Genomic DNA, 22675 nt, shown 5'->3' with positions numbered 1-22675 from the left:
CCCGGCCTCCCCGAAGGGGAGGAGTATAATGTTGCAGTGTATTTGGTTCCTCCCCTTCGGGGAGGTTAGGAGGGGTCTTCCATCAACACGACATCCACCCCAAAGCGACTCAGAAAATCCACCCCCTCATCACTAGGCAAGCCTTTGTATTTGGCGTATGAGTGCTTGTAGTAAACTTTGGTTACCCCGGCAGAGTAGATGAGCCTTGCGCAAGGCAGGCAAGGCGACAGCGTGGTATAGAGCGTAGCGCCTTCCAAACGTGCGCCGTTTTTGGTGGCATACAATATGGCATTCTCTTCGGCATGTAAAGCAAGCGAGCAGCTGCCTTTAGAATCGCGCGCGCAACCGGTTTCCGGCCATTCTTCATCACAATTGTGCGTGCCTGACGGCGGCCCGTTATAGCCGATAGAGATAATGCGGGTATCTTTAGTGAGTACTGCTCCAACCTGTGCTTTTACGCAATGCGAGCGTTTGGCCAGATCGGTAGCCAGATTCATAAATATATCGTTGAAGCCGGGCTTTGTTATCATTGGTCGTTAGTCAATAGTCATTAGGACTGTGGACGTTTGCTAAGCTAAAAAACTAATGACAGAATTTTAAAACAAATTAGTCATTAATCATTAGCAGTAAACAATCTGTCATCCCGAAAAATAGAGTAAAAAGCAAAAAGCGGCTTATGCCGCTTTTTGCTTTTTATATGAGTACCAGAACAATACTGATGATCAATTAATGGCTGCCCTGCATTTCTACATTGTCAAAGTCTATGCCCTGTTTTTTTAGTTCGGCTTTGGCTACAACGGCATAGAATGCTAAATAAACAAAGCAAGCTACCCCCACCAGGTATGACCACTGGATGCCTAGTAAATTGCTGCCGGCTAACCAACCCTGCAGCAAGCTGATAAAGCCTCCGCCCATAATCATCATAATCAGGTAGCCCGAACCTTCGTTGGCATGTTCGCCCAGACCTGTGATAGATAGGGTGTAGATACATGGCCACAGTGTAGAGCAAAATAAGCCGACGCTAATGAAAGCAAAAACGCTTACCATGCCATGCGAGAGCATACCTATAAAAAGAGCTGTTATGGCCATTAACGAAAAGATTAATAGCTGACGGGCAGGATTGCCTTTGCTCAGGAAGCTGCCTACAATCATGGCAATAATTACAAATGCATATACATAAAATGGGGTAACATCGTGCTGAGCCAATTTATTAACGCCTAAAAATACCAGGAAGGCGATGTAAGGCATCGTTACGTTAAGAATCTTTTTGGCACCGCCGCTGATGTTGAAGGCACCGATGGAGTTGGTCCAACGGCCTATCATCAAACTTGCCCAATACAGCGATACGAATGGCGCTATCTGGTTTGTTGCGGTGTGCAGTTTTTCTTTCATAAACTCAGGCAGGTTACTGGCTGTAGATACTTCTACACCCACGTAAACAAATATGCCTATCATACCCAGCGACAGTTGCAGGTAACTCAGCGCGTTTTTACGTTTTGATATAGCTGTAGTTGAGTTGGAATGTACCGGCGAGTCTTCTACCTCTTTATTGGTGTCAATTTTATTGGGAATAGATGAAAATTTAAAGATGATGGCCACCAGGATAAAGCAGGCGCCCAGAATAAGGTAAGGGAATTTTACTGCACTAATACTGGCCACCTGGGTTTTTGCCGATACCTGACCAAAGATGGCTAAGCTAACCAGCAACGGACCAATAGTAGTACCGAAATTGTTTACACCGCCGGCCAGACTTAGACGCTGGGCGCCGGTTTTGGGGTCGCCCAGGGCAACAGCCAAGGCATTGGCTGCAATTTGCTGTAATGAAAAGCCAATACCAACAATAAATAAGCCGGAGATCATGATAAAGAACGACGCGCTTTCTGCTGCAGGGTAAAATAATAAGGTTCCCAGTGCAGAAATTACCAGGCCTATGGCAATTCCATTTTTATAGCCTACCTTGTTCAAAATATCGTCGCCTATGCCTTTTGAGATCACAGTGTACAGAATAGATCCTACAGTATAGGCCACATAAAACGCAAACGAGATCATTTGCGATTGCCATTGCTCAAGATGTAATTTCTCCTTAAAAACAGGGATCAGAATATCATTACTGGCGGCCACAAAGCCCCAGAAAAAAAAGACCGTAATAAGCGTGTAAAGCGCAGAGCCGTAGTTCTTGCTATTGGTTTGCTCCATAAAGTTAGTTTACAATTGGTGTTATAATTACACTAAGTTAGGTTAAATTTTTGTTTTTCTTAATTATTTAAAAAATTAAATCCGCCAATTACTTTCGTTGTTTAGTTTATAAAGTTGCATATTCGCATACTTTAAACTGGAACAAAAGCCTGCTTAAATAAATGATAGAAGCCATTATATCGGGTATTGGTATTGGATTAGTTTTGACGTTTCTTACCGGCCCGGTGTTTTTTGCGCTGATTAAAACCAGTATAGAAAAAGGTTTCCATGCGGGTGTAGCCCTGGCCCTTGGGGTAGTTACCAGCGATATTGTTTTTGTAGGCGCCATCTTGTTCGGTTCGCAGTTTTTTGATGTTACGCCAGAAACCAAAACCATTGGGGGCATCATCGGCAGCGCCATCTTATTCGGCATCGGGATTCACTATATCTTTAAGAAATCAGAGGTTGATTTTAGCAGTCATACCCCTAAGCGCATCAAAAAAGCAGGTTTCTTTTTCAAGGGATTTGTGATGTGCATCTTCAATCCTACCATCCTTTTCCACTGGATCACCGTTATCGGTACCGCCAGTACCATCTATCACCAGGGTATCCCTAACCGTGGATTAAAACTGGGGGTGATGTTCTTAACCGTCCTCATTGTACAATTTGGGATGGATACCACCAAAGCTTTCTACGCCAACAAACTTCGCGCACGCATATCGCCCAAATTTGTACACCGACTAAATGAGGTTGCCGGCGGCGCGCTTATCCTGGCTTCGCTTATCCTGGTAGATAAGCTGTTTACGCATTTTATTTTCGCTAAGTAGATTACTCCTGATCTACATATATTTATTGGCAACAAGCTTGTAAGTTGTATTGTCAATATGTATTCGTTTTCGCCACAAACGTTGATCATTCTAAAAGAATCGGGTTGGCATGCTGGTCGCCAGGTTGATATTTCTGTTTTCGAAGAAAGTTTATTGAAAGATGGTTTTACATTATTTCCGATAGCAGCTTCTTTTTTGGCTGAATTTGGAGATTTGGATATTGTTTTTTCGAACAGAATTGGCCAGAAAGCTAACTTTCACTTTAATGTTAAGAAGGCAGTTGAGGAGGTAGATCCCTTGTGGGCACAGCAGGATTATTATAGGCGACTGGGCGATAAACAATTGTGTGTCATCGGTCAGGCTTATACAGATCACATGACATTGATGATGAGTGAAACAGGTGAAGTATATGGTGGATTTGATGACTTTTTATGCAAAATAGCCAATAGTGGTGTTGACGCTATAAAGAGGATCTGCGACAATGAAAGGGCTGAAGAAATTCCTTAATTAAGATATGGGTGGTCATGCGATGACGTTTGGCCAGGCATGTGGGGGAGCTGCCTTATCTTACGGCGGCCAGAGGCCGCGGGATAGTCGTCACTCGGCAGGAGCCGAGCGACTGCAAATCTTCAAATCTGTTGAAGCGATGGGTGTCATACTGAGTAGTAGAATCCCGGTGGCGGGACTACGAAGGCGAAATAACATTATTAGCCGTTAACCAACAGCGTCGGGCTTCGGGTGAAAGCAGACGGCATAAGAAGGGCTTGAGTGATGGCAGAGGGCATTCAATTGCCGCCTGAAGCGCAGGGCTTGCGCGGGGCGATAGCAGGGGCGGTAATTGCGGCCCTGTGGTGCTGACTGATTTGCAGGGCAAAGGCCTTGTGCGGCAAAGAAGCCATTACGCTGTTAGGCGCTTTGGTTACTTTGGCGCCTCAAAGTAACAGCCCTCCGGCGGCGACTGAGCCGGGCTAACGCTCAACATCAGCACTTACTTTACCCACAAAGTACAACATGTCATGGGGAGCCTCGTCTGAGTGCGCGCCAGAGCCAAGATAGTTTGCAATGCGATAAGCTAGCATGAGATACGAAACAAAAAAGGCGAAAGATTAATAACCTTTCGCCTTTATCCTTTCAGCTTTCGCCTCCCGGAAAAATTACATATATGCTCTTTGGTTGTTTCCTTCCATCCAGTTGACAAAGGCACGGTTGGCAATTTTGTTGCCGCCCGGGGTAGGGAAATCGCCGCTGAAATACCAGTCGCCCAGGTGACCAGGGCAAGCTTTGTGCAGGTTATCCAGTGTTTGATAAATTACCTGTACTTCGGCATTGGTATCTTTAGGGGTGATGATCTTGGCAATACGATCTGAAATCTCCTGATCTGTAAACGGTGCATAGATCGCTTTTACGTAGTTCTCTACCTGCTCCTTTGGTAGTTTGGCGCTTTCTTTACATTTCTGGTAGGCATCTACAATAATATCTTCGCGACCGCTCTCGCGCAACAGGCTGATGGCAGCCTCAAAGGCCACAAACTCGCCCATGCGAGACATATCAATACCATAACAATCCGGATAACGGATCTGTGGGGCTGATGATACTACCACGATTTTTTTAGGGCCGAGGCGATCCATAATTTTCAGGATACTTTGCTTCAGCGTAGTACCGCGAACAATCGAGTCATCCAGCGCTACCAGCGTATCGGTACCTCTGTTAATGAGACCGTAGGTGGTATCATAAACGTGGGCAACCATTTCGCCGCGATCGGCATCCTGGGTGATGAAGGTGCGCAGCTTAACGTCTTTAATAGCAATTTTTTCTACACGTGGCGAAATGCTCAGCACTTCATCCAGCTCCTCATCGCTAATCTTGTCGGCACGTTTCAGCAGCTTTTCGCGCTGATAGGTTTTGATATAATCGTGCACACCTTCAACCATACCATAAAACGCTACCTCAGCAGTGTTAGGGATAAAGCTGAAAACGGTGTTTTTAATATCGTAGTTAGCTGCTTTTAGAATTTGCGGGCAAAGCAGGCGGCCCAGTTGTTTACGCTCCTGGTAAATGTCTGCATCGCTACCGCGCGAGAAGTAAATACGCTCAAATGAACATGATTTTTTCTCTTTTGGCTCGCTAAACATTTCTTCGGTTATGCGACCGTTCTTTTTAACGATCAGCGCATGACCAGGTTTGATCTCTTTAACAGCTTCCAACGGAATGTTGAAGGCAGTCATCAGCGCAGGGCGCTCAGACGCAGCTACCACAATCTCGTCGTTCTGATAATAGAACGCCGGGCGGATACCTGCCGGATCGCGCATTACAAAGGCATCGCCATGGCCGCAAATGCCGGCGATGGTATAACCACCATCCCATTTACTGGCAGATTTACGCAGAATTTTTGCAATGTCCAGATCTTCGGCAATCATCCTGCTGATCTCAGTATTGTCATCAATACCCTCGCGTTTGTACTGATCAAACAGTCCCTGGTTTTCGGTGTCCAGGAAGTGGCCGATCTTTTCCAATACGGTTACGGTATCGGCTTTTTCTTTCGGGTGCTGGCCAAGGTCATAGAGTTGCTGTAGCAGCTCGTCAACGTTGGTCATGTTAAAGTTACCGGCAATAACAAGGTTGCGGGTTTGCCAGTTGTTTTGACGCAGAAAAGGGTGACAGCTTTCAATGCTGTTTTTGCCGTGCGTACCATAACGCAGGTGTCCTAAAAGAACCTCGCCGGTAAAGCTCACATTTTCTTTGAGCCACTCGGCATCCTGCATTTTCTCAGGCTGTTCTTTCTGGATTTCGGCAAACTTTTTCTGGATGTATTCAAAAATATCTGATACCGCGCTTGGGGCCATACTACGGTGGCGGCTAATGTAGCGCTTGCCTGGAGCAATATCCAATTTAATGGTGGCAACACCCGCACCATCCTGGCCGCGGTTATGTTGTTTCTCCATTAAAAGGTAAAGCTTGTTAAGGCCGTAGAGGGAGGTACCGTATTTTTGCTGGTAATAAGATAGTGGCTTTAAGAGGCGAATGAAAGCCACCCCACATTCATGTTTAATCGAGTCACTCATGATTGGTAATGAGTGGGCAAATTTAAAGTTTTAATGTTGAAACTTTAAATTAACAATGTCATTAAAATGCATTAATGTGTTCGAAATTTTGCACAAGCTGTGTGTATAATTAACACGGGGGCTTGCGGATGCCGCATCACGTCATCTCGAACTTGTTTCGGGACCCCACAGGACAATCCGTTGCTTAGCATGTGGGGTGCTGAAACGAGTTCAGCATGACCCGTTGTTTAAAGTCTCCCCCCTCGGGGGAGATTTAGAGGGGGTGAGGCTCTAACACCTCCATAATAGCCGATGCCTTTAGCAGGCACTCCTCATACTCGGCCCCTGCATCGGCATTATAAGTAATGGCGCTGCCTACCTGGAAGGATAGATACTGCCTGCCCGCATTATAAAGCATGCTGCGGATCACCACGTTAAAATCAAAATCACCATCGGGACTAAAATAGCCTACCGCGCCCGAGTATACGCCGCGTTTGCTGCGCTCGTAATGTTCCATCAGGCGCATAGAGTTTACTTTTGGGGCACCCGTCATGCTGCCCATGGGGAAGGTGTTACGGATGGCTTCCACCGGGCCGAGGTTGTTAGCTATCTGGCAGGTAACGGTCGAGATCATTTGGTGTACCTGGCGGAAACTATAAATGCCAAACAATTCTTCTGTAACAACCGTGCCGGGTTTGGCCGAGCGGGTGAGGTCATTGCGCACCAGATCTACCACCATTACATTTTCCTGCTGCTCTTTGGGGCTGCTTTGCAATTGTTGCATAATCAGTGCATCATCTTGTGCGTTGCCCGCAATTTTGGCGGTGCCTTTAATAGGTTGCGAGATCAGTGTTTTATCGCGCTTGGCCATAAAACGCTCTGGCGAGGCGCAGATGATGTATTGATTGTTCTGCTTATAAAACGCTGCAAAAGGGTTGGGCGATATTTGATTGAGCTTGATGAAGGCCGCCAATGGGTCAATCTGCGCAGCATCGGCATAAAATTCCTGGCAAAAGTTGGTAACATATACGTCGCCTCGAATGATGTGCTCTTTGATGCGGTTGACGACATCAATATATTCATCCCGGTCGAAACGGGATTGGAGGTTGATATTTGGTGCGATGTGTTCTTCGCGTACAACTTGTGCTTCTATTGCAGCTAAAACAACTTCAGCCTCGGGCGATTGGATTTCTAATTGATTGCCTTTAACAATCAGCAAATGCTCGGGCTCAAAGAAATGGAGCTGAGGAAAATGCAGTCCATCGAAATTGCCGGAACCCAATTGCTCGGTTTCGTTCTTCAGATCATAAGTAAGGAAACCCAGTAGCCAGCCCGGATGCTGATTTTTAAATGCCGATAGTTTTTCAAATGCATCCTGACTGATCACTTGCAGCTCGGCCTTGCGACCGGCGGCTATGAGCAGATCAAAGCGGGAATATTTATCGGCGTAACCGTTGCTATCCAGACAACAGCATACATCAAAGCCCGACGCCCATTGCAAGGCTTGCTGCTTAAACTTGTCTGTATCCTTAATAATCACCTTCACGGGGCAAAAGTAATAAACAAAAATGCCTGCCGGGTAGGGCAGGCATGGAATTTTATATCATTGCGTCATTGCCTCGTTTGTCATTCTGAGCATAGCGAAGAATCTTTGCGGACAGGTAATCAGGACTGTCCTCTGAGATGCTTCGTTCCTCAGCATGACATGGTGGGAACAACGGGTTTTTATTAATGCAAAGTCAGCGTCTGCACACGGTCTGGACCAACAGACAGGTACTTAACCGGAACGCCCAGTTGTGCTTCCAAATAGTCGATGTATGATTTCAGACGTGCTGGAATCTCATCCAGTTTGGTGATGCCGGTCAGATCTTCGTTCCAGCCGTCAATTTCCTGGTATATAGGCTCTGGTTTAATGGTGCAGATATCGTATGGCATGTAATCAATCACCTCGCCATTATAGTTGTAGTGTGTACAAGCATAGATTTTTTCAAAACCGCTCAATACGTCAGCTTTAGTCATTACCAGTTGGGTAACGCCGTTCAGCATAATGGCATATTTCAGGGCAGGAAGGTCAATCCAGCCGGTACGGCGCGGTCTGCCGGTAGTAGCACCAAACTCATGACCAACGCGACGCAGTTCTTCGCCGGTCTCGTTCTCTAACTCGGTAGGGAACGGGCCACCGCCAACGCGGGTACAGTATGCTTTAAAAATACCAATCACATCGCCAATCTGACGCGGAGCAATACCTAAACCAGTGCAAGCACCGGCAGCAGTAGTGTTTGATGAAGTAACAAATGGGTATGAACCAAAGTCAATATCAAGCATTGCGCCTTGTGCACCTTCGGCCAGCACTTTTTTGCCGTCTTTCAGGTAACCATTAACAAAATGCTCAGAATCAACCAGCGGGAATTTCTTGATCAGATCGATAGCTTCAAAGAAGGCCGCTTCGCGCTCTGCAAAGTCAACCACCTCGCCATATAGCGATTGCAGCATCGAGGTGTGTTTAGCTACCAGTTTCTCATAACGCTCTTTAAAATCTGGCAGGGTAATATCGCCTACACGTAAACCGTTACGGCCGGTTTTATCCATATAAGTTGGACCGATACCTTTTAGTGTAGAACCAATTTTGCCTTCGCCCATTTTCTTTTCAGAAGCGGCATCCAGCAACTGGTGGGTTGGTAATATCAGGTGCGCTTTTTTAGCAATAACCAGGTTGCCTTTAGCCAACAGGTCATGGCCGGCATCTTTCAGTTTGTCCAGCTCTTTTTTCAGGGTGATTGGATCAATCACTACGCCGTTACCAATCAGGTTTAGCGTGTTCTCAAAAAAGATACCTGAAGGGATGGTATTCAGCACAAATTTCTTTCCGTCAAACTCAAGGGTGTGCCCGGCGTTCGGACCGCCCTGAAAGCGAGCAATCAGATCGTAGCCTGCGCTTAAAACGTCAACAATTTTCCCTTTTCCTTCGTCGCCCCATTGCAGGCCTAATAAAACGTCAACTGCCATTTTAGTGTAAGTCAATTATTTGAAAGGGGGCAAAGTTAAAACTTTAGTTTGCAATTGAACCAGGATTGTACGGATTTTTAAGATTTACAGGATTTTAAAAAAATAGACCATGTATATAGGCGTTCAAAGCAACTTGTCATTGCTTCGGTCTCCGCAATGACAAAGGAGAAAAACAGAAAGCCTTCGGCATGCCGAAGGCTTTCTGTAAAAATAGAGGATTTGTATCCTGTTAATCTTAAAAATCCGTTAAATCCTGGTTCAGACAATCCTGGTTTAAACGGCTCTGCGGTCGCAATTACCGTCTTTTAGTTTAGTGCAGTTGCCATATAGGTTAAGCGAGTGGTGTTTGATATCAAATTTCAGGATATCGCCCATCATGCTCTGGATCTGCTGAATGCGCGGATCGCAAAACTCAACCACTTTGCCGCAGTCAATGCAAATAATATGGTCATGCTGTTTGTAACCGTATGATTTTTCAAACTGCGCCATGTTTTTGCCAAACTGGTGTTTGGTCACCAGATCGCATGACACGAGCAGCTCCAGCGTATTATAAACCGTGGCGCGACTAACACGGTATTTTTTATTCTTCATGTGGATGTATAACGATTCCACATCAAAATGGTCATTGCGCGAATATATTTCCTCTAATATGGCAAAGCGCTCGGGCGTTTTCCGCAGGCTTTTATTTTCAAGGTAGGCCTCGAAAATTTTTCTTACCATATCAATAGACTCTTGTTGAAGCATAGTTGTTGTTTACAAATTCAAAAGTAGCGTTTTAGTCCGGAAGTCCGAAAAGTCCGAAAGTCCGAAAGTTTTTTAACAGCATAATTTACTAATCTCTGATTAACTGATCACTAATCTCCAATTAGCTCGCCCGGCCAATTGACTGCGGCGAATCGAACCGGGTTACCGCGGTAACGCCCCGTACCATTTTCAAGCGTTTAATCAGGTTGTCCAGGTGCTGTGTATCATTTACATATACCATAATCGATCCCTCGAAGATGCCGTTATCGCTATCTACCGTGATAGAGCGGATGTTGACGCCAAAATCGGTAGAGATAACCGTGGTTAGCTTGTTAATCAAGCCCACATCATCAATGCCGGTGATACGTAAGCCAGTCAGGAAGGCCAGTTCTTGTTGGTTGGTCCAGCGGGCTTTTACAATGCGGTAGCCGTAGTTGCTCATCAGCTTGGTGGCGTTAGGGCAGTTAGTACGGTGTATCTTAATGCCCTCGTTCACGGTGATGAAGCCAAAAACGTCATCCCCCGGGATGGGGTTACAGCAGGCCGCCAGGGTGTAGTCAATCTTTTGCAGATCTTCACCAATCAGCAAGATGTCGCTGTCTTTAGCCTTAATGCTTTTGAGCAGGCTTTGCACCTGTTCGGCTTCAATTTTATCCTGAGGCTTGGCTTCAATCAGTTTCTCAGAAGCCTGGTATTCACGCAGGTCCTTTAGATCGATCAGGCCGCGGGCTACGTTATAGAACAGATCTTGCGTGGTTTGCAGCTTAAAGTAATAACTCAGTTTTTGAAGATTGTCTGAGTTATAGGTAATCTTCAACGATTTCAGCTTGCGCTCCAGTATCTCTTTGCCATCCTCGGCAACCTTGCGTTTTTCTTCTTTAAGTGAAGATTTGATTTTGGCCTTGGCCTTTGCGGTTACCACAAAGTTCAGCCAATCCTCTTTAGGTGTTTGCTTGCTGGAGGTAATAATCTCTACCTGGTCGCCATTTTGCAGTTTATAGCTCAGTGGTACCAGCTTGTGGTTCACTTTAGCACCAATACAGCTGGCACCTACATCAGAGTGAATTTCGAAGGCAAAATCAAGCGCCGTAGCGTTTGATGGCAGCTGAATCAATGCACCTTTAGGCGTAAAGATGAAAATCTCATCGCTAAAAAGGTTCATCTTAAAATCGTCCAGGAAGTCGAGCGCGTTTGAGTCCGGGTTACGCAGCATTTCGCGCACTTTTTGGATCCATTGGTCCAGACCGCTATCGGTACTGGCTTCTTTATATTTCCAGTGCGCCGCAAAACCCTTCTCGGCAATCTCATTCATGCGTTTGGTACGAATCTGCACTTCCACCCATTGTCCACGCGGACCCATTACTGTGGTATGCAACGACTCATAACCATTTGCCTTCGGCGATGAAATCCAATCGCGCAGGCGGTCGGGGTTAGGGCGATACTGATCGGTTACAATAGAGTAAGCCTTCCAGCACTCAGATTTCTCCTGGTCGGGCGCACTATCCAGAATAATACGAATGGCAAACAAATCATACACCTCCTCAAAGGGTATTGATTTCTTTTTCATCTTATTCCAGATGGAGTGGATTGATTTCGGCCGCCCGAACACATCGGCATGTAATTCTTGTGCCTCTAAAGTTTTTTTAATAGGCTCAATAAAATCACGAATAAATCTTTCCCGCTCGGCCTTCTTTTCGTTTAGTTTGACTTTAATAAACTGATAAGTTTCGCTTTCCATGTATTTCATAGAAAGGTCTTCCAGTTCTGACTTTATGGCATATAAACCCAGGCGGTGTGCCAGCGGGGCATATAAGTATACGGTTTCGCTGGAGAGCTTAAGCTGCTTATCGCGCGGCATAAACTCCATGGTGCGCATGTTATGCAGCCTGTCTGCCAGCTTGATCAATATTACCCTCACGTCATCGGCCAGGGTAAGCAGCATTTTACGGAAGTTCTCGGCCTGCAGCGAGCTATTGGTATCAAATACACCCGATATTTTGGTAAGTCCGTCAATAATACGGGCTACTTTTTTACCAAATTCGCGTTCAATATCCTCCAGGGTAAGATCGGTATCCTCTACCACGTCATGCAGCAGGGCGCACACAATAGAGGTGGTGCCCAGGCCAATTTCTTCGGCAGCAATCTGCGCAACGGCAATGGGGTGGTAAATATAGGGCTCGCCACTTTTGCGGCGCATGTCTTTGTGGCTCTCTAAAGCCATATCAAAGGCTTTGCGGATCATGCGCTTATCGCCCTTTTGCAGGGTAGACTTAGACGCTCGCAGCAAAGCCCGGTACCGTTTAAGTATCTCGTTCTTTTCGGCTTCCAGGTCTATCACTATTTCCTTCATTGGGCGGTAACGGTTTGAGTTTCAGTATGGGCAAAAAAAATATTTAGTGTTATTGGTAAAACTGAACAAAAAATAGCATTATTTTTGCAATACGTAAAATTATGAAATTTATTGGCTTTTTGTGCTTGTTCTGTCTCCTGACCATCACATCATGGTCACAAAGCGCATTGCCACGCCCTAAACTGGGCAAAAATGATACCATTAAAACATATCTGACAGAATATCAAGGTGAGCTCATTCCATGGGTGGTAACCAAAGATGTACAGATTGTTGATACCCGAATTTTTAAGAGCCAGAAAGACCGCGACGATTACATGCGCCTGCGGTATAACGTTTATAAAGTATTACCCTATGTTCGCTTTGCTAATGAGCGCTACCAGAAACTACAGCGGGATTTAGCCACTACCGGTGACAAGCACAAGCAGAAGGAGATGATTAACCAATGTGAAGACGAAATAAAAAGCTTATTTAATCGGGAGGTAAAAAACCTGACGATTACACAGGGAGAGATATTAATTAAACTGGTTAACCGCGAAACCGGCGCCACCAGTTTTGAGATGTTGAAAGAATTGAAAGGTGGCCTTAATGCGTTTATGCTGCAAAGCGTAGCGCGCCTGTTTGGGCACAACCTGAAAGAAACGTATGACCCCGAGCAGGAGCGCGATATTGAATCGATCCTGAAATCGGCCGGCTATGTTTCCTATAATAATTGATTAATGGACGATAAAAGTATTTACCAGTTCAGGGTTAAAAAACTGAACGGTGAAGAGATTAGCCTTAGCGAGTATAAAGATAAGGTGCTGTTGATTGTTAATACCGCCTCTCAATGCGGTTTCACCCCACAACTTAAAGAGCTTGAAGAACTGCGCCGCCTTTATGCCGGCAGAGATTTTGAAGTGCTTGCTTTTCCATCAAACGATTTTGGCGCACAAGAACCCTTGGAGGGTAGCGGCATCAGCAAATTTTGTGTGATGAATTTTGATGCGCATTTTTCGTTGTTTGAGAAAACACGCGTCCGGGGCGAGTATGCACATCCGCTGTATAAATTTCTGGCGGATAAAAAGCAGAACGGGCATGTACACAACGCGCCGCGCTGGAATTTTCATAAATATCTGATCGACCAGGAGGGGCATGTGGTAGACTTTTTCTACCCGTTTACCAAGCCCACTTCATCAAAGATCCGTAAAAAGATTGACAGACTGTTGAGCTTGCAGCCACAAGTGCTGCAACATGCTTAAGTTTGCGCCATGCTTAAGTTAGATATACTGGTTTTAGCCGTGCACCCCGATGATGCCGAACTGGGCTGCGGGGGTACCATTGCCAAACACGTGGCCATGGGCCATAAAGTAGGTATTGTTGATTTAACCCGTGGCGAAATGGGTACCCGCGGCTCTGCCGAGATTCGCGATAGTGAAGCCGCCGCCGCTGCCGAAATTCTCGGCCTGGCCGTGCGCGAGAATCTTGCCATCCCAGACGCTTTTTTTGAAAATACCCGCGAGTATCAACTAAAGGTGATTGGTGCCATTCGCAAGTTTAGGCCGCAGGTAGTAATTACCAATGCCTATCATGATCGTCACCCTGATCATGGCCGGGCAAATCAACTGGTTGAGACAGCCTGTTTCTTATCGGGCCTGCGTAAGATAGAGACTTTTGACGATGCCGGTAATGCGCAGCAGGAGTGGCGCCCAACCCAGGTGCTGCACTTTATACAGGATAATTACATCCACCCCGACATTATTGTAGATGTTACCGAGTATTGGGATAAAAAGATGGCCAGCATCTTTGCCTATGGCTCGCAGTTTCATAATCCTGATTGGGAGCATGAGCCGCAAACCTACATTTCATCGCCAGAGTTTGTGCAGGTGGTAGAGGGGCGTGGTCGTGAATTTGGAAAGAGTATCAACGCCAAATACGGCGAGGGTTTTACCTCCAAAAAAATACTGGGTATAGAACATTTACTGTTACTTAAATAAATACTAAAAGGGTTAACTTATTGCCTGATAATCAATAAAATCAGTGTTTATTTAATGTTAACTAATTGAAAATAACAGGTGGTTCAAATAATTTTCATGTGAATGTCATAATTGTGATAATGTAAAAATTATCGCAATTAAAATTAAAGAATGCTATTGGGATGTTTGTTTAATTAAAAACTTGCTAACTGAGAATTGATTTTTTTAACAAACCACCTCTAACTTGCTGAAAAAAAGCTTTTAGAGGGCTTAAAAATTAAAAGGCAAATTTTTTTTTAAAGAAAAAACGCGTTAGATTAGCTATGTTAAAACAATAAACCTCAAAGTATTTTTAAAGGAGTAATTCACATGAAAAAATTTACCGATGTAAAGGAACTCATCGCGTCACTGGAAGCTGATGCTGACAAATTTTATAACAAAGGAAACAACGCTGCAGGTACCCGTTTGCGCAAAGGCATGCAGGAACTGAAAAACCTGGCTCAGGCTATCCGTCTGGAAGTTCAGGATTCAAAAAACAGCGTCAGCTAATTAGAGACTAAAATATAAAAAGGGCCGCTATAGTAATGTAGCGGCCTTTTTTTGTTTTGAACCAGGATTTAACGGATTTTTAGGATTGACAGGATGTTTAGGTTACGTTACAGGTCATCCCGAACTTGTTTCGGGACCCCACTAGACAGGTCGCATCGTTTACTTAGCATATGGGTTGCCGAAACAAGTTCGGCATGACCTAACATAGCATAAAAAAAAGCTCTGCAAGTGCAGAGCTTTTTTTTATGCTATATGATCCTCAAGATCCTGTCAATCCTAAAAACGGCGAAGCCTTCTTGAGTACTAAAACATATCGACTCACGAAAAATCCGTTAAATCCTGGTTCAAGACAATACTACATTAATCTTATGTAACTCTGCTTCAATCGCGGCAGCAGTTTTACTGCCTACCTGCACCAGTGGCAAACGAACGGCATCACCGCAAACACCTAATTGTTTCAGCGCAGTTTTTACACCAGCCGGGCTACCTTCGGTAAATAGCAGACGGGTAAATTCTATCAACTCCAGGTGGCCTTTTTGTGCAGCTTTAAAGTTGCCCTCAAGTGCCAGCTTTACGTAGTCTGATACCTGTTTAGGCAGGGCGTTACCTGCTACTGAAATCAATCCCGCGGCACCTAAAGAGATCATTGGTAACGTAACCGGATCATCGCCAGAGATCAGCAGGAAATCCTCGGGCTTATCGCGCATAATCTGGTTAAAGATATCAAAGCTACCCGAAGCTTCTTTGGTAGCAATAATGTTCTTAAAATCATGGGCCAGGCGACAGGTGGTCTCCGCACTTACGGTGCTGCCGGTACGGCTTGGTACGTTATATAAAATAATAGGCAACTGCGCGCTCTCAGAAATGGCGCGATAGTGCTGATAAATACCTTCTTGTGTTGGCTTGTTATAATGCGGACTGGCCGAAAGGATAGCATCATAACCAGTTACATTGAATGCGCCCACCTGCTCAACTACCTCATAAGTGTTGTTGCCGCCAATGCCGGCTACCAGGTTAACGCGCTTATTTACGGTTTCAGCAGTAAATTCCCACACCTTCTTCTTCTCGTCTTTGGTCAATGTGGCGCTCTCGCCGGTTGTACCCAAAGAAACGATGTATTGCACACCGCCGTCGATCAAGTAATTGATCAGGTTTTTAAGGCCTGTATAATCAACCTGGCCGTCTGCCTGAAATGGGGTTACAATTGCTACCCCTGTTCCGTAAAATCTGTTCATTTTCACAATTAAAGGATGTAAAGATACGTATTGGCTGTTAAACGTAAAAGGATAAAGCACAAAGCAGCCAGTAGTTAGGTAACTTTAAGCCATATCCTTAATTCTTAAGTCGAGGGGGGGGGAGCCCCAGAGTTGATCAATACTTAAAGAAAGACTTACAGGATATCCTTTAACTCTTCAAACTGACTGATGCGTGCCACAAAACCATCTTCTACCTGACCGAAACCATAATCGGCAAAGATAAATGGTACCCCGGCTTTGGCGGCCGAGTCACGATCGCCCGTTGTATCACCTACGTAAACAGGGGCCTGCAGGTTATAATCGGCAACAATGTCTTTAATGTTCTGAAACTTGGGTTGGCCCTTGGTGCCATAACACTGATGGGCTTCAAAAAACTGAGCCATACCATCGTGCTTCAAAAATATTTCAATATAGCCTGATTGGCAGTTGCTTACAATAAACAAGCGATACTTGCTTTTTAAGTAAGTCAGTGTTTCTTCCAGTTTGGGGTAGTGTGCTCCTCCCAGTTCGTGCAGGGTGTCCAACTCATGTTTGGCGCAAAGCGCTTTAAAGTTATCGCGGGTTGGCGTATCAAGATAAGGGTAAAGCTTCTCAAAGATGGCATCATAAGCCATGCCGGTAATAGAGCGTACGGTTTGTTGGGTAATATCGTCTGTTACATAATCAACTTGTTCTTTAGCGGTTTGCCAGGCCAGGGCCACGTTAGCGGTCGAATCCCACAGGGTGCCATCAAGATCAAAAATTATGCTGTCAAAAGAAACGTTTGTTGCCATAGTGCCGTATATGTATATGTTTAACGGCGGCAAAAGTAATAGTTTCTGCCTGATGGCTTTTACCGGGAGTATCAGTATTGTGCAATAAAGCGCATTGATACCGGTAGCTGTTTTACGCAGATACTAAATTGTTCTTTTATTCGTATTTAAAATTAAAACCACTGTGTTTGCGATAGTTAGGTGAAATTTCCCATTTTGGGAAAAACTTTTCCTTATTTGCTGCGTAACTATGGTGTAAAAGCGTGTTTATCCGTTGCGGGTACTATATTTATTAATTGGCATCTGTTTTGCCTTACTGTTAACATCTGTAAGAAGATATTTTGACAAGCCTTTCTCCTGTAGGAAAATGTACGTTAAACTATTGATGAGGTGAACAGAAAGGCCTTGCAAGGTGAGGTTGATAAAGTGCGGATAAACATGGCATACTGCTAAAGGTAGTGGTATGCCATGTTTTACATTTTGAGCCCTTGCGAGGGCTGGGATATAATAAAATGAGAGATAAGAAACCTGAACTAAGTTTATTTAAGAGATATACTATAGCTGCTTTAGCTTTTACGGCTACTGCTATTGTATTTGCTATTGCCATTGTTCTTTCTCCCCTTTTTGTTCTTTTCTACATAGGTTATAATGTTTTTAATAATATAAAGAACAAGGGTAACGTTTCGTCTAATCCCTGGGCGTCTAAAAGCAGCGTTTCCTTGTCGCACTCCAAAATATCCTGAGTAAATTTCTGATTGTTAAATGCTTACAAGGAGTGTTGATTTCCCGATATTCCTCATTTGTGTGGTAAATTCTTCCCCAAATATTCCTCCATTGTTTAAGTAAAGCCCGGTTTTGAAGCTGTTTTGGGCGTTCGGCATGCATGGCATTAGCTTTGCCTTACTTTTAATACCTTTTTAATTGTAATAAAAGTTTAAAAGATAGCCCTTTCCCGTGGTATCGAAATTTAAACTGTTGATGAGTGTGATAGGGATAGACGCTATCCTTTTTTTTGATGAGTGTGGTTGGTGGTTAATTGATTTGAGGCCCGGTACAATGAAAATTGTACCGGGCTTTGTTTTGTTGCTGGCATGGCTGTTAACCTGCCGCAGCCTAAATATTAACTTGTAACTGATATAATATTGTTACTTTTGCTGCAAAAGTATCATACCCTTACAGCAATGATCGATCAATTTTTAAATGACCAGCAGGACCCTAAGGCGGTTGAGAAGGTTTATCTGCGTTTAACAGACCTGTTAACAGCTGGCGAAGATATTTTATATATAGCCACCCAAAAGAAACCGCTGGTAAACATACTGCCAGATTGCGTGGCGCTTACCAACAGACGTATTTTCTTTTTTACTCCGGCTAACCTGGGCCTCTCTATCAAGTTTGTTGATTTTGTTTGGAAAGACATCGTTGATGTGTACACCAAAGAAGAGATTATTGGAGCCATCTTTAGCGCTAAAACAACCAACGGTGCCGAGATGGGCGTTGATTATCTGCCTAAAGTGCAAGCCCGCAAACTTTACCAATATGCTCAGGATCGTAAAGAAGCCGAGCGTGAGGCCCGTCGCCAGCGCGATCTGGAAGAAAAACGTGCAGAATCTGGCGCTATACAGGTAGATCCTGCCGGTAAAATAGGTTTTCAGGCGCCGGTAGCGGCAGCGCCTGTTGCGGTTGCGGTACCGACACCCGCACCAGCTCCGGTAATACATGAAGAAGCCAAGCCAGATGTGCTGACTGAAAAACTGAAAAAGCTAAAAACGTTGTTTGACAATGGTCTTATCTCTCAGGAAGAATACAACCAGAAAAAGCTCGAATTACTGAGCGATCTGTAAAACTATCCTAAAATATAAAACGGCTACCTGATGAGGGTAGCCGTTTTGCATTTGATGGCTAATCTACAAGTCGGCTAATAGGCCGCACCTACGGCGCTAAGATAATTGTGATTGCTCTGCTACAAACAGGTCGCCCTTACAGGGCTTAATTGCAATTGAACTCCCGTAGAAGTGCCATGTTGGTAGTAAAAAGGAAAAAGATCTTTAGTGCCTTAGGTGTGGCCTGTTGGCTATTTTTATTCTAGCCACTGTCACTTCACGTAATCGGGCAGCTGCTCAATAAAACTATAGCTGTTCTGCTCAAAATCTATCTTGCAGAAATAATGTTGCAGACCATTGGTTACGGCCAGCAACGGCACTTTATGTACCATGTTATAGCGAGCAATTTGGTCAAACACCTGCTGGGTGATAGCTACTGATGGGGCCTTGCACTCTACCAGCAGGATCTTACCGCCTTGACGATCATAGATCAAAATGTCGCTGCGACGGGCCATGCCGTTCATCTTCAGGCCGCCCTCTAACCGGATGAGAGTTTTGGGGTATTGCTTATGCCCGATGAGGTATTGCACAAAATGCTGGCGCACCCATTCTTCGGGCGTAATGATGATCTGTTTTCGGCGCAATTCATCAAACAGCGAAAGCTTCCCGTTATCGTCGGTAATTTTGAAAGGGTAGGGTGGTAAATTAAGCGGCTGCAGCAGATCCATTGTTTTGCTAAGTTGGCAATTTTTCGTCAAAAGCAAGTAGCCGGTTTGAGAGGTATCCTGTAAATCTCTCAAACAGTGTAGTTCTCTTGAGTGTCAAAAACTATCAGTTCATGAAAAATCCGTTTCATCCGGGGGCACATTCTTTGTACTTTTACGCTTCTGATATATGACCGCACCCGAATTATTAAAAGATCTGAAAAGCCGGAAGTTTAAGCCACTGTACCTGTTGCATGGTGATGAGCCTTATTTTATTGATCTGGTAAGCGATTATATTGAACGCGAGTTGCTCTCTGAAGCTGAGAAAGGCTTTAACCAAACCGTACTTTACGGTAAGGATACCGATATTATGACCGTGCTCAACGCCGCTAAGCGTTACCCCATGATGGCAGATTACCAGGTAGTGCTGGTAAAAGAGGCGCAGGATTTAAAATGGGGCCGCGAGGAGGACGATAAAAAAAGCCTCAATCCGGTATTGAGTTATCTGGAAAATCCATTACCCAGCACCATTCTGGTGTTTTGCCATAAGTACGGCAAGTTTGATAAACGCAAGAAATCATACAAAGCCATTGAGAAACAGGGTATAGTGTTTGAGTCGGCGTCTTTGTATGACAGTAAATTGCCCGGTTGGATTGAAGACTATGTGAAGGAGAAGCAATACCGCATCAACACACAGGCCTCAAATATGCTGGCCGAGTACCTGGGTAACGATCTGTCTAAAATTGCCAACGAACTTGACAAGCTGATGCTGAACGTGGAGCGCGGTCAAGAGATCACGCTGAAACATATTCAGGATAACATTGGCATCAGTAAAGAGTATAACGTTTTTGAACTGCAGACGGCCCTGGCCAAAAAGGACGCCTATAAGGTTAACCAAATCATCAATTATTTTGAATCCAACCCCAAATCAAACCCTATTGTGCTGGTGTTGGGTAACCTGAATAATTATTTTACCAAAGTGCTGACCTTTCATTACCTGAAAGATAAATCGACCGCGGCAAAAGAGCTGGGCATCAATCCTTACTTTGTAAAAGATTACGAGCAGGCTGCCCGCAGTTTCAACTACACCAAAACTATGGACATCATCAGCGCCCTGCGCGAGTATGATCTGAAAAGCAAGGGCCTCGATTCAAACGCCTCGCACGGAGAATTGATGAAGGAGTTGATGTTCCGGATATTGCATTGATATTCCTTTTAGACATTTGCCTCCCTCTCCTTTGGAGAGGGCCGGGGAGAGGTGCTACCTGATAATTGTTATCGGTCCCGAACGTGTTATCGTTTTCTTACGGTAGATATCAAAACAGTTAAAAATCCAGTAATAAGTACCTACGGGCTGTAGCTGGCCATTCAATTTACCGTCCCACGGTGTTAGCGCTTGCTTGGTTTCATACACCTGTTTGCCGTAGCGATTAAATATTTTGAGGTAGTTGATGCTTAGTACACCGGTGGTTGTGGGGTTAAAAAAATCGTTAACACCATCGCCATTGGGTGTAAAAGTATTGGCGGCTACCAGGTCGGCCTCTGGCGGAGCATTTACGGTTACATGTACGGGTTGTATCAGCGTGCAACTACCTGAAATACCCGTTGCCTTGATGTAATAGGTACCGCTTTGTCCCACGGCGCGATAGTCTGTTATCTGTTTTTGGCTGGCAGTGGCATCATACCAATAAGTATAAGCAGCGTCTGACAGGTCGGGGCGGGTATCGGCCAGGTTAATGGTTGCCGGATAAGTTACCGGGCTAGGGTCTGTTACCGTAAAGCTGGGGACTTTATAAACCGTAACGGTTACAGTAGAGGGCGAGCCCGGGCAACTACTGTTCACCCCACGGTAGTAGTAAGTGCCGCTTTGAGCCGGATCAGTAAGGTTATCCGGATCTTTTACAGGTAACGTGCAAGCCGCATCATAAAAAAACTGGAAAGTATTGCCTGTGTAATCGCCATCAGATACGGCCCGGGTAAGGCTGATGGGCGGGCAACTTGCTACGGTTTTAGGCGATACTATGGGCAGTTGATTAACTATTACACTTACCGGTATAATGGTGGCGCAATTTAGTGCGCTGGTGGCTTTGATATAGTAAATGCCGGTTTTATCAATAGCAGTAGGATTGAGCAACGGCCTGGTGGCTATTTGATCTGTATAATATGATATGGTAGCGCCTTTTGCATCTGTAACCGCCTTTGTAAGATCTATTGTAGCGGGTTGACAAACTGCCAGTGGTGGTGTCCATTCTATGGTGGGCCCGTCAGCAAGGGTAACTTTTATGGGCTTAATATCCGTACATCCATAAACGGTATTGGTGCCGCGGATGTAATAAGTGCCCGATGTGGATATACGTTTTGGGTCGCTCACATAAATTTGCCCGTCGGGGTCTGCATAATATTGGTACGCCATATCGGCACTGCTGCCAGCGGTTATAGCCGGGGCGGTAATATCAGCTCCATCAGCCTTGCAGGCCAAAATTTCAGGTTGTGCAATGTTGAGTTTAAACGGTTGCGCCAGGCCAGATATGCTGGCATACATGGTATCTGTACAGCCTAAGCCTTTAGGTGGCGTAACAATTAATTGATATTGCGTGCCATCTGCCGGTATAGGGTTTAGGCGTAAGGTTGAGTTGGTGCCCACCTGCGTTGTAAAATTATCAGTATACCAGGCATAGCTATCAAAGCCCGATGGCGCTGTTAATACCACCTCGTTGGTGCCCTCGCAATAGTTGTTGCCTTTAATGAGTGATGTGCCGCAGTTTTCTTCAAAATCAAGGTAGGCATAGCCAAAGTGGGCCTGGTGGGTACAATCGTTAGTGGTAAAAGTAAAGCGAAGGGTGCGGCCGGCATAACCAATAAGGGTTAAGCTTACGGGCGACCAATCTTTATACTGTATTTGGTTGTTGCCGCTGCCGGTGGTCTGGAAGCCCGTCAAGCCTGATGAAGCCACAAAATCGTGGTTTACACAATCCAGCGAGCTTCGGTAAACCTGCGTAGCCGGGCCGCCCGTAACATCCTCTACCTTGGCCGAAAAACGAGGCTGCTCATCAGGCGGGTGATTGGGGTTGTTCATCACCACTGCATAGTAATAGGTGATGCTGTAACGGTTGCTTGGGATTTTAAAATCATAGCTTACGCTTTCCATTTCTGCACCGGCTTGATCGTTACCCAGCCGCAGCGTATAATTACTACCATTGGGAGAGTTGACCGGGAACCCACCATAAGGGTCAAGCTGTTGTGGGGATGTATTGGGCATGAGTGTGTGCCGGCCATTAATGGGGCCTGTTTCGGGCATATTAACAACACCGTTCTTTATCGTACCGGCATAGCATTTCCAACCAGAAAGGGTACCGTTCTCAAAACCAATGTTAGGGGGGCAATCCTGACCAAAAACAATACCACTAAGCAGTAATAAAAAACAAAGTAACAGGTTAAATTTCACACACAATTATCTTGGTACTGGCATGCAGTAACCCAAATATAAGTATATGTGAAT

At 45.1% G+C, this 22675-nt stretch carries 19 protein-coding genes; 8 read left to right on the top strand and 11 right to left on the bottom strand.

The genetic code is table 11. The features are described 5' to 3' along the window. Window positions 1-65 precede the first annotated feature (65 nt). Window positions 66-530: a dCMP deaminase family protein gene (locus ABZR88_RS15650; protein WP_107826435.1), complete on the bottom strand. Its 465-nt coding sequence runs from the start codon at window positions 528-530 to the stop codon at window positions 66-68. Between the two features lie 196 nt (window positions 531-726). Continuing rightward, entirely contained in the window at window positions 727-2196 is a 1470-nt protein-coding gene (locus ABZR88_RS15645; protein ID WP_107826436.1) for an MFS transporter, read from the bottom strand. A gap of 161 nt (window positions 2197-2357) precedes the next feature. Between ABZR88_RS15645 and ABZR88_RS15640 the strand changes: the two genes are divergently transcribed. Beyond that, entirely contained in the window at window positions 2358-3002 is a 645-nt protein-coding gene (locus ABZR88_RS15640; RefSeq protein ID WP_107826437.1) for a LysE family translocator, read from the top strand. Between the two features lie 57 nt (window positions 3003-3059). Further along, window positions 3060-3509, top strand: a complete 450-nt coding sequence (locus ABZR88_RS15635) for an SUKH-3 domain-containing protein (RefSeq protein WP_107826438.1) — start codon at window positions 3060-3062, stop codon at window positions 3507-3509. A 647-nt stretch (window positions 3510-4156) separates the two neighbouring features. Here ABZR88_RS15635 and ABZR88_RS15630 read toward each other — a convergent pair. The 5 genes from ABZR88_RS15630 to ABZR88_RS15610 form a co-directional block, all read right to left on the bottom strand. Beyond that, window positions 4157-6064 (bottom strand): class II glutamine amidotransferase, encoded by a 1908-nt coding sequence (locus ABZR88_RS15630; RefSeq protein ID WP_107826439.1) that lies wholly within the window; start codon window positions 6062-6064, stop codon window positions 4157-4159. 253 nt (window positions 6065-6317) lie between these two features. Continuing rightward, window positions 6318-7589, bottom strand: a complete 1272-nt coding sequence (locus ABZR88_RS15625) for an anthranilate synthase component I family protein (protein WP_245916956.1) — start codon at window positions 7587-7589, stop codon at window positions 6318-6320. Between the two features lie 182 nt (window positions 7590-7771). Continuing rightward, the gene (locus ABZR88_RS15620) at window positions 7772-9049 is read right to left on the bottom strand and encodes an adenylosuccinate synthase (protein WP_107826440.1); all 1278 of its coding nucleotides are present in this window, start codon (window positions 9047-9049) and stop codon (window positions 7772-7774) included. 273 nt (window positions 9050-9322) lie between these two features. Continuing rightward, window positions 9323-9793: a Fur family transcriptional regulator gene (locus ABZR88_RS15615; RefSeq protein WP_107826441.1), complete on the bottom strand. Its 471-nt coding sequence runs from the start codon at window positions 9791-9793 to the stop codon at window positions 9323-9325. 121 nt (window positions 9794-9914) lie between these two features. Beyond that, window positions 9915-12143, bottom strand: coding sequence for a bifunctional (p)ppGpp synthetase/guanosine-3',5'-bis(diphosphate) 3'-pyrophosphohydrolase (locus ABZR88_RS15610; RefSeq protein WP_107826442.1), 2229 nt, complete (start codon window positions 12141-12143; stop codon window positions 9915-9917). Window positions 12144-12244: 101 nt separating this feature from the next. Here ABZR88_RS15610 and ABZR88_RS15605 point away from each other — a divergent pair, with 101 nt between their 5' ends. The 4 genes from ABZR88_RS15605 to ABZR88_RS15590 all read left to right on the top strand — a co-directional run bounded on the left by ABZR88_RS15605 (window position 12245) and on the right by ABZR88_RS15590 (window position 14644). Beyond that, a complete protein-coding gene (locus ABZR88_RS15605; RefSeq protein WP_107826443.1) occupies window positions 12245-12856 on the top strand; it encodes a DUF4294 domain-containing protein in 612 nt (203 codons plus the stop codon). 3 nt (window positions 12857-12859) lie between these two features. Next, window positions 12860-13381: a glutathione peroxidase gene (locus ABZR88_RS15600; RefSeq protein ID WP_107826444.1), complete on the top strand. Its 522-nt coding sequence runs from the start codon at window positions 12860-12862 to the stop codon at window positions 13379-13381. A gap of 9 nt (window positions 13382-13390) precedes the next feature. Beyond that, complete coding sequence (gene bshB1 / locus ABZR88_RS15595) at window positions 13391-14116, top strand: bacillithiol biosynthesis deacetylase BshB1 (protein ID WP_107826445.1); 726 nt, start codon at window positions 13391-13393, stop codon at window positions 14114-14116. A gap of 348 nt (window positions 14117-14464) precedes the next feature. Then, window positions 14465-14644 (top strand): histone H1, encoded by a 180-nt coding sequence (locus ABZR88_RS15590; RefSeq protein ID WP_107826446.1) that lies wholly within the window; start codon window positions 14465-14467, stop codon window positions 14642-14644. Window positions 14645-14988: 344 nt separating this feature from the next. Here the strand turns inward: ABZR88_RS15590 and dapA are convergent, their stop codons facing one another. After that, window positions 14989-15879, bottom strand: coding sequence for a 4-hydroxy-tetrahydrodipicolinate synthase (dapA, locus tag ABZR88_RS15585; protein WP_107826447.1), 891 nt, complete (start codon window positions 15877-15879; stop codon window positions 14989-14991). Between the two features lie 155 nt (window positions 15880-16034). Beyond that, on the bottom strand, window positions 16035-16673 hold the full coding sequence (locus ABZR88_RS15580; protein WP_107826448.1) for an HAD family hydrolase: 639 nt from the start codon (window positions 16671-16673) through the stop codon (window positions 16035-16037). Window positions 16674-17833: 1160 nt separating this feature from the next. On the opposite strand from ABZR88_RS15580, the gene ABZR88_RS15575 reads away from it, so the two are divergent. After that, a complete protein-coding gene (locus tag ABZR88_RS15575) occupies window positions 17834-18493 on the top strand; it encodes a PH domain-containing protein (RefSeq protein ID WP_107826450.1) in 660 nt (219 codons plus the stop codon). 251 nt (window positions 18494-18744) lie between these two features. Here ABZR88_RS15575 and ABZR88_RS15570 read toward each other — a convergent pair whose 3' ends face one another. Beyond that, on the bottom strand, window positions 18745-19200 hold the full coding sequence (locus ABZR88_RS15570; protein WP_107826451.1) for a type I restriction enzyme HsdR N-terminal domain-containing protein: 456 nt from the start codon (window positions 19198-19200) through the stop codon (window positions 18745-18747). A 166-nt stretch (window positions 19201-19366) separates the two neighbouring features. Here ABZR88_RS15570 and holA point away from each other — a divergent pair, with 166 nt between their 5' ends. After that, complete coding sequence (gene holA, locus ABZR88_RS15565) at window positions 19367-20383, top strand: DNA polymerase III subunit delta (protein ID WP_107826452.1); 1017 nt, start codon at window positions 19367-19369, stop codon at window positions 20381-20383. Window positions 20384-20437: 54 nt separating this feature from the next. Here the strand turns inward: holA and ABZR88_RS15560 are convergent, their stop codons facing one another. After that, on the bottom strand, window positions 20438-22621 hold the full coding sequence (locus ABZR88_RS15560; RefSeq protein WP_107826453.1) for a gliding motility-associated C-terminal domain-containing protein: 2184 nt from the start codon (window positions 22619-22621) through the stop codon (window positions 20438-20440). Window positions 22622-22675 lie beyond the last annotated feature (54 nt).

This window comes from Mucilaginibacter yixingensis (assembly GCF_041080815.1).
GTDB classification, from domain to species: Bacteria; Bacteroidota; Bacteroidia; order Sphingobacteriales; family Sphingobacteriaceae; genus Mucilaginibacter; species Mucilaginibacter yixingensis.
This window is presented reverse-complemented; position numbering and strand designations above follow the sequence as displayed.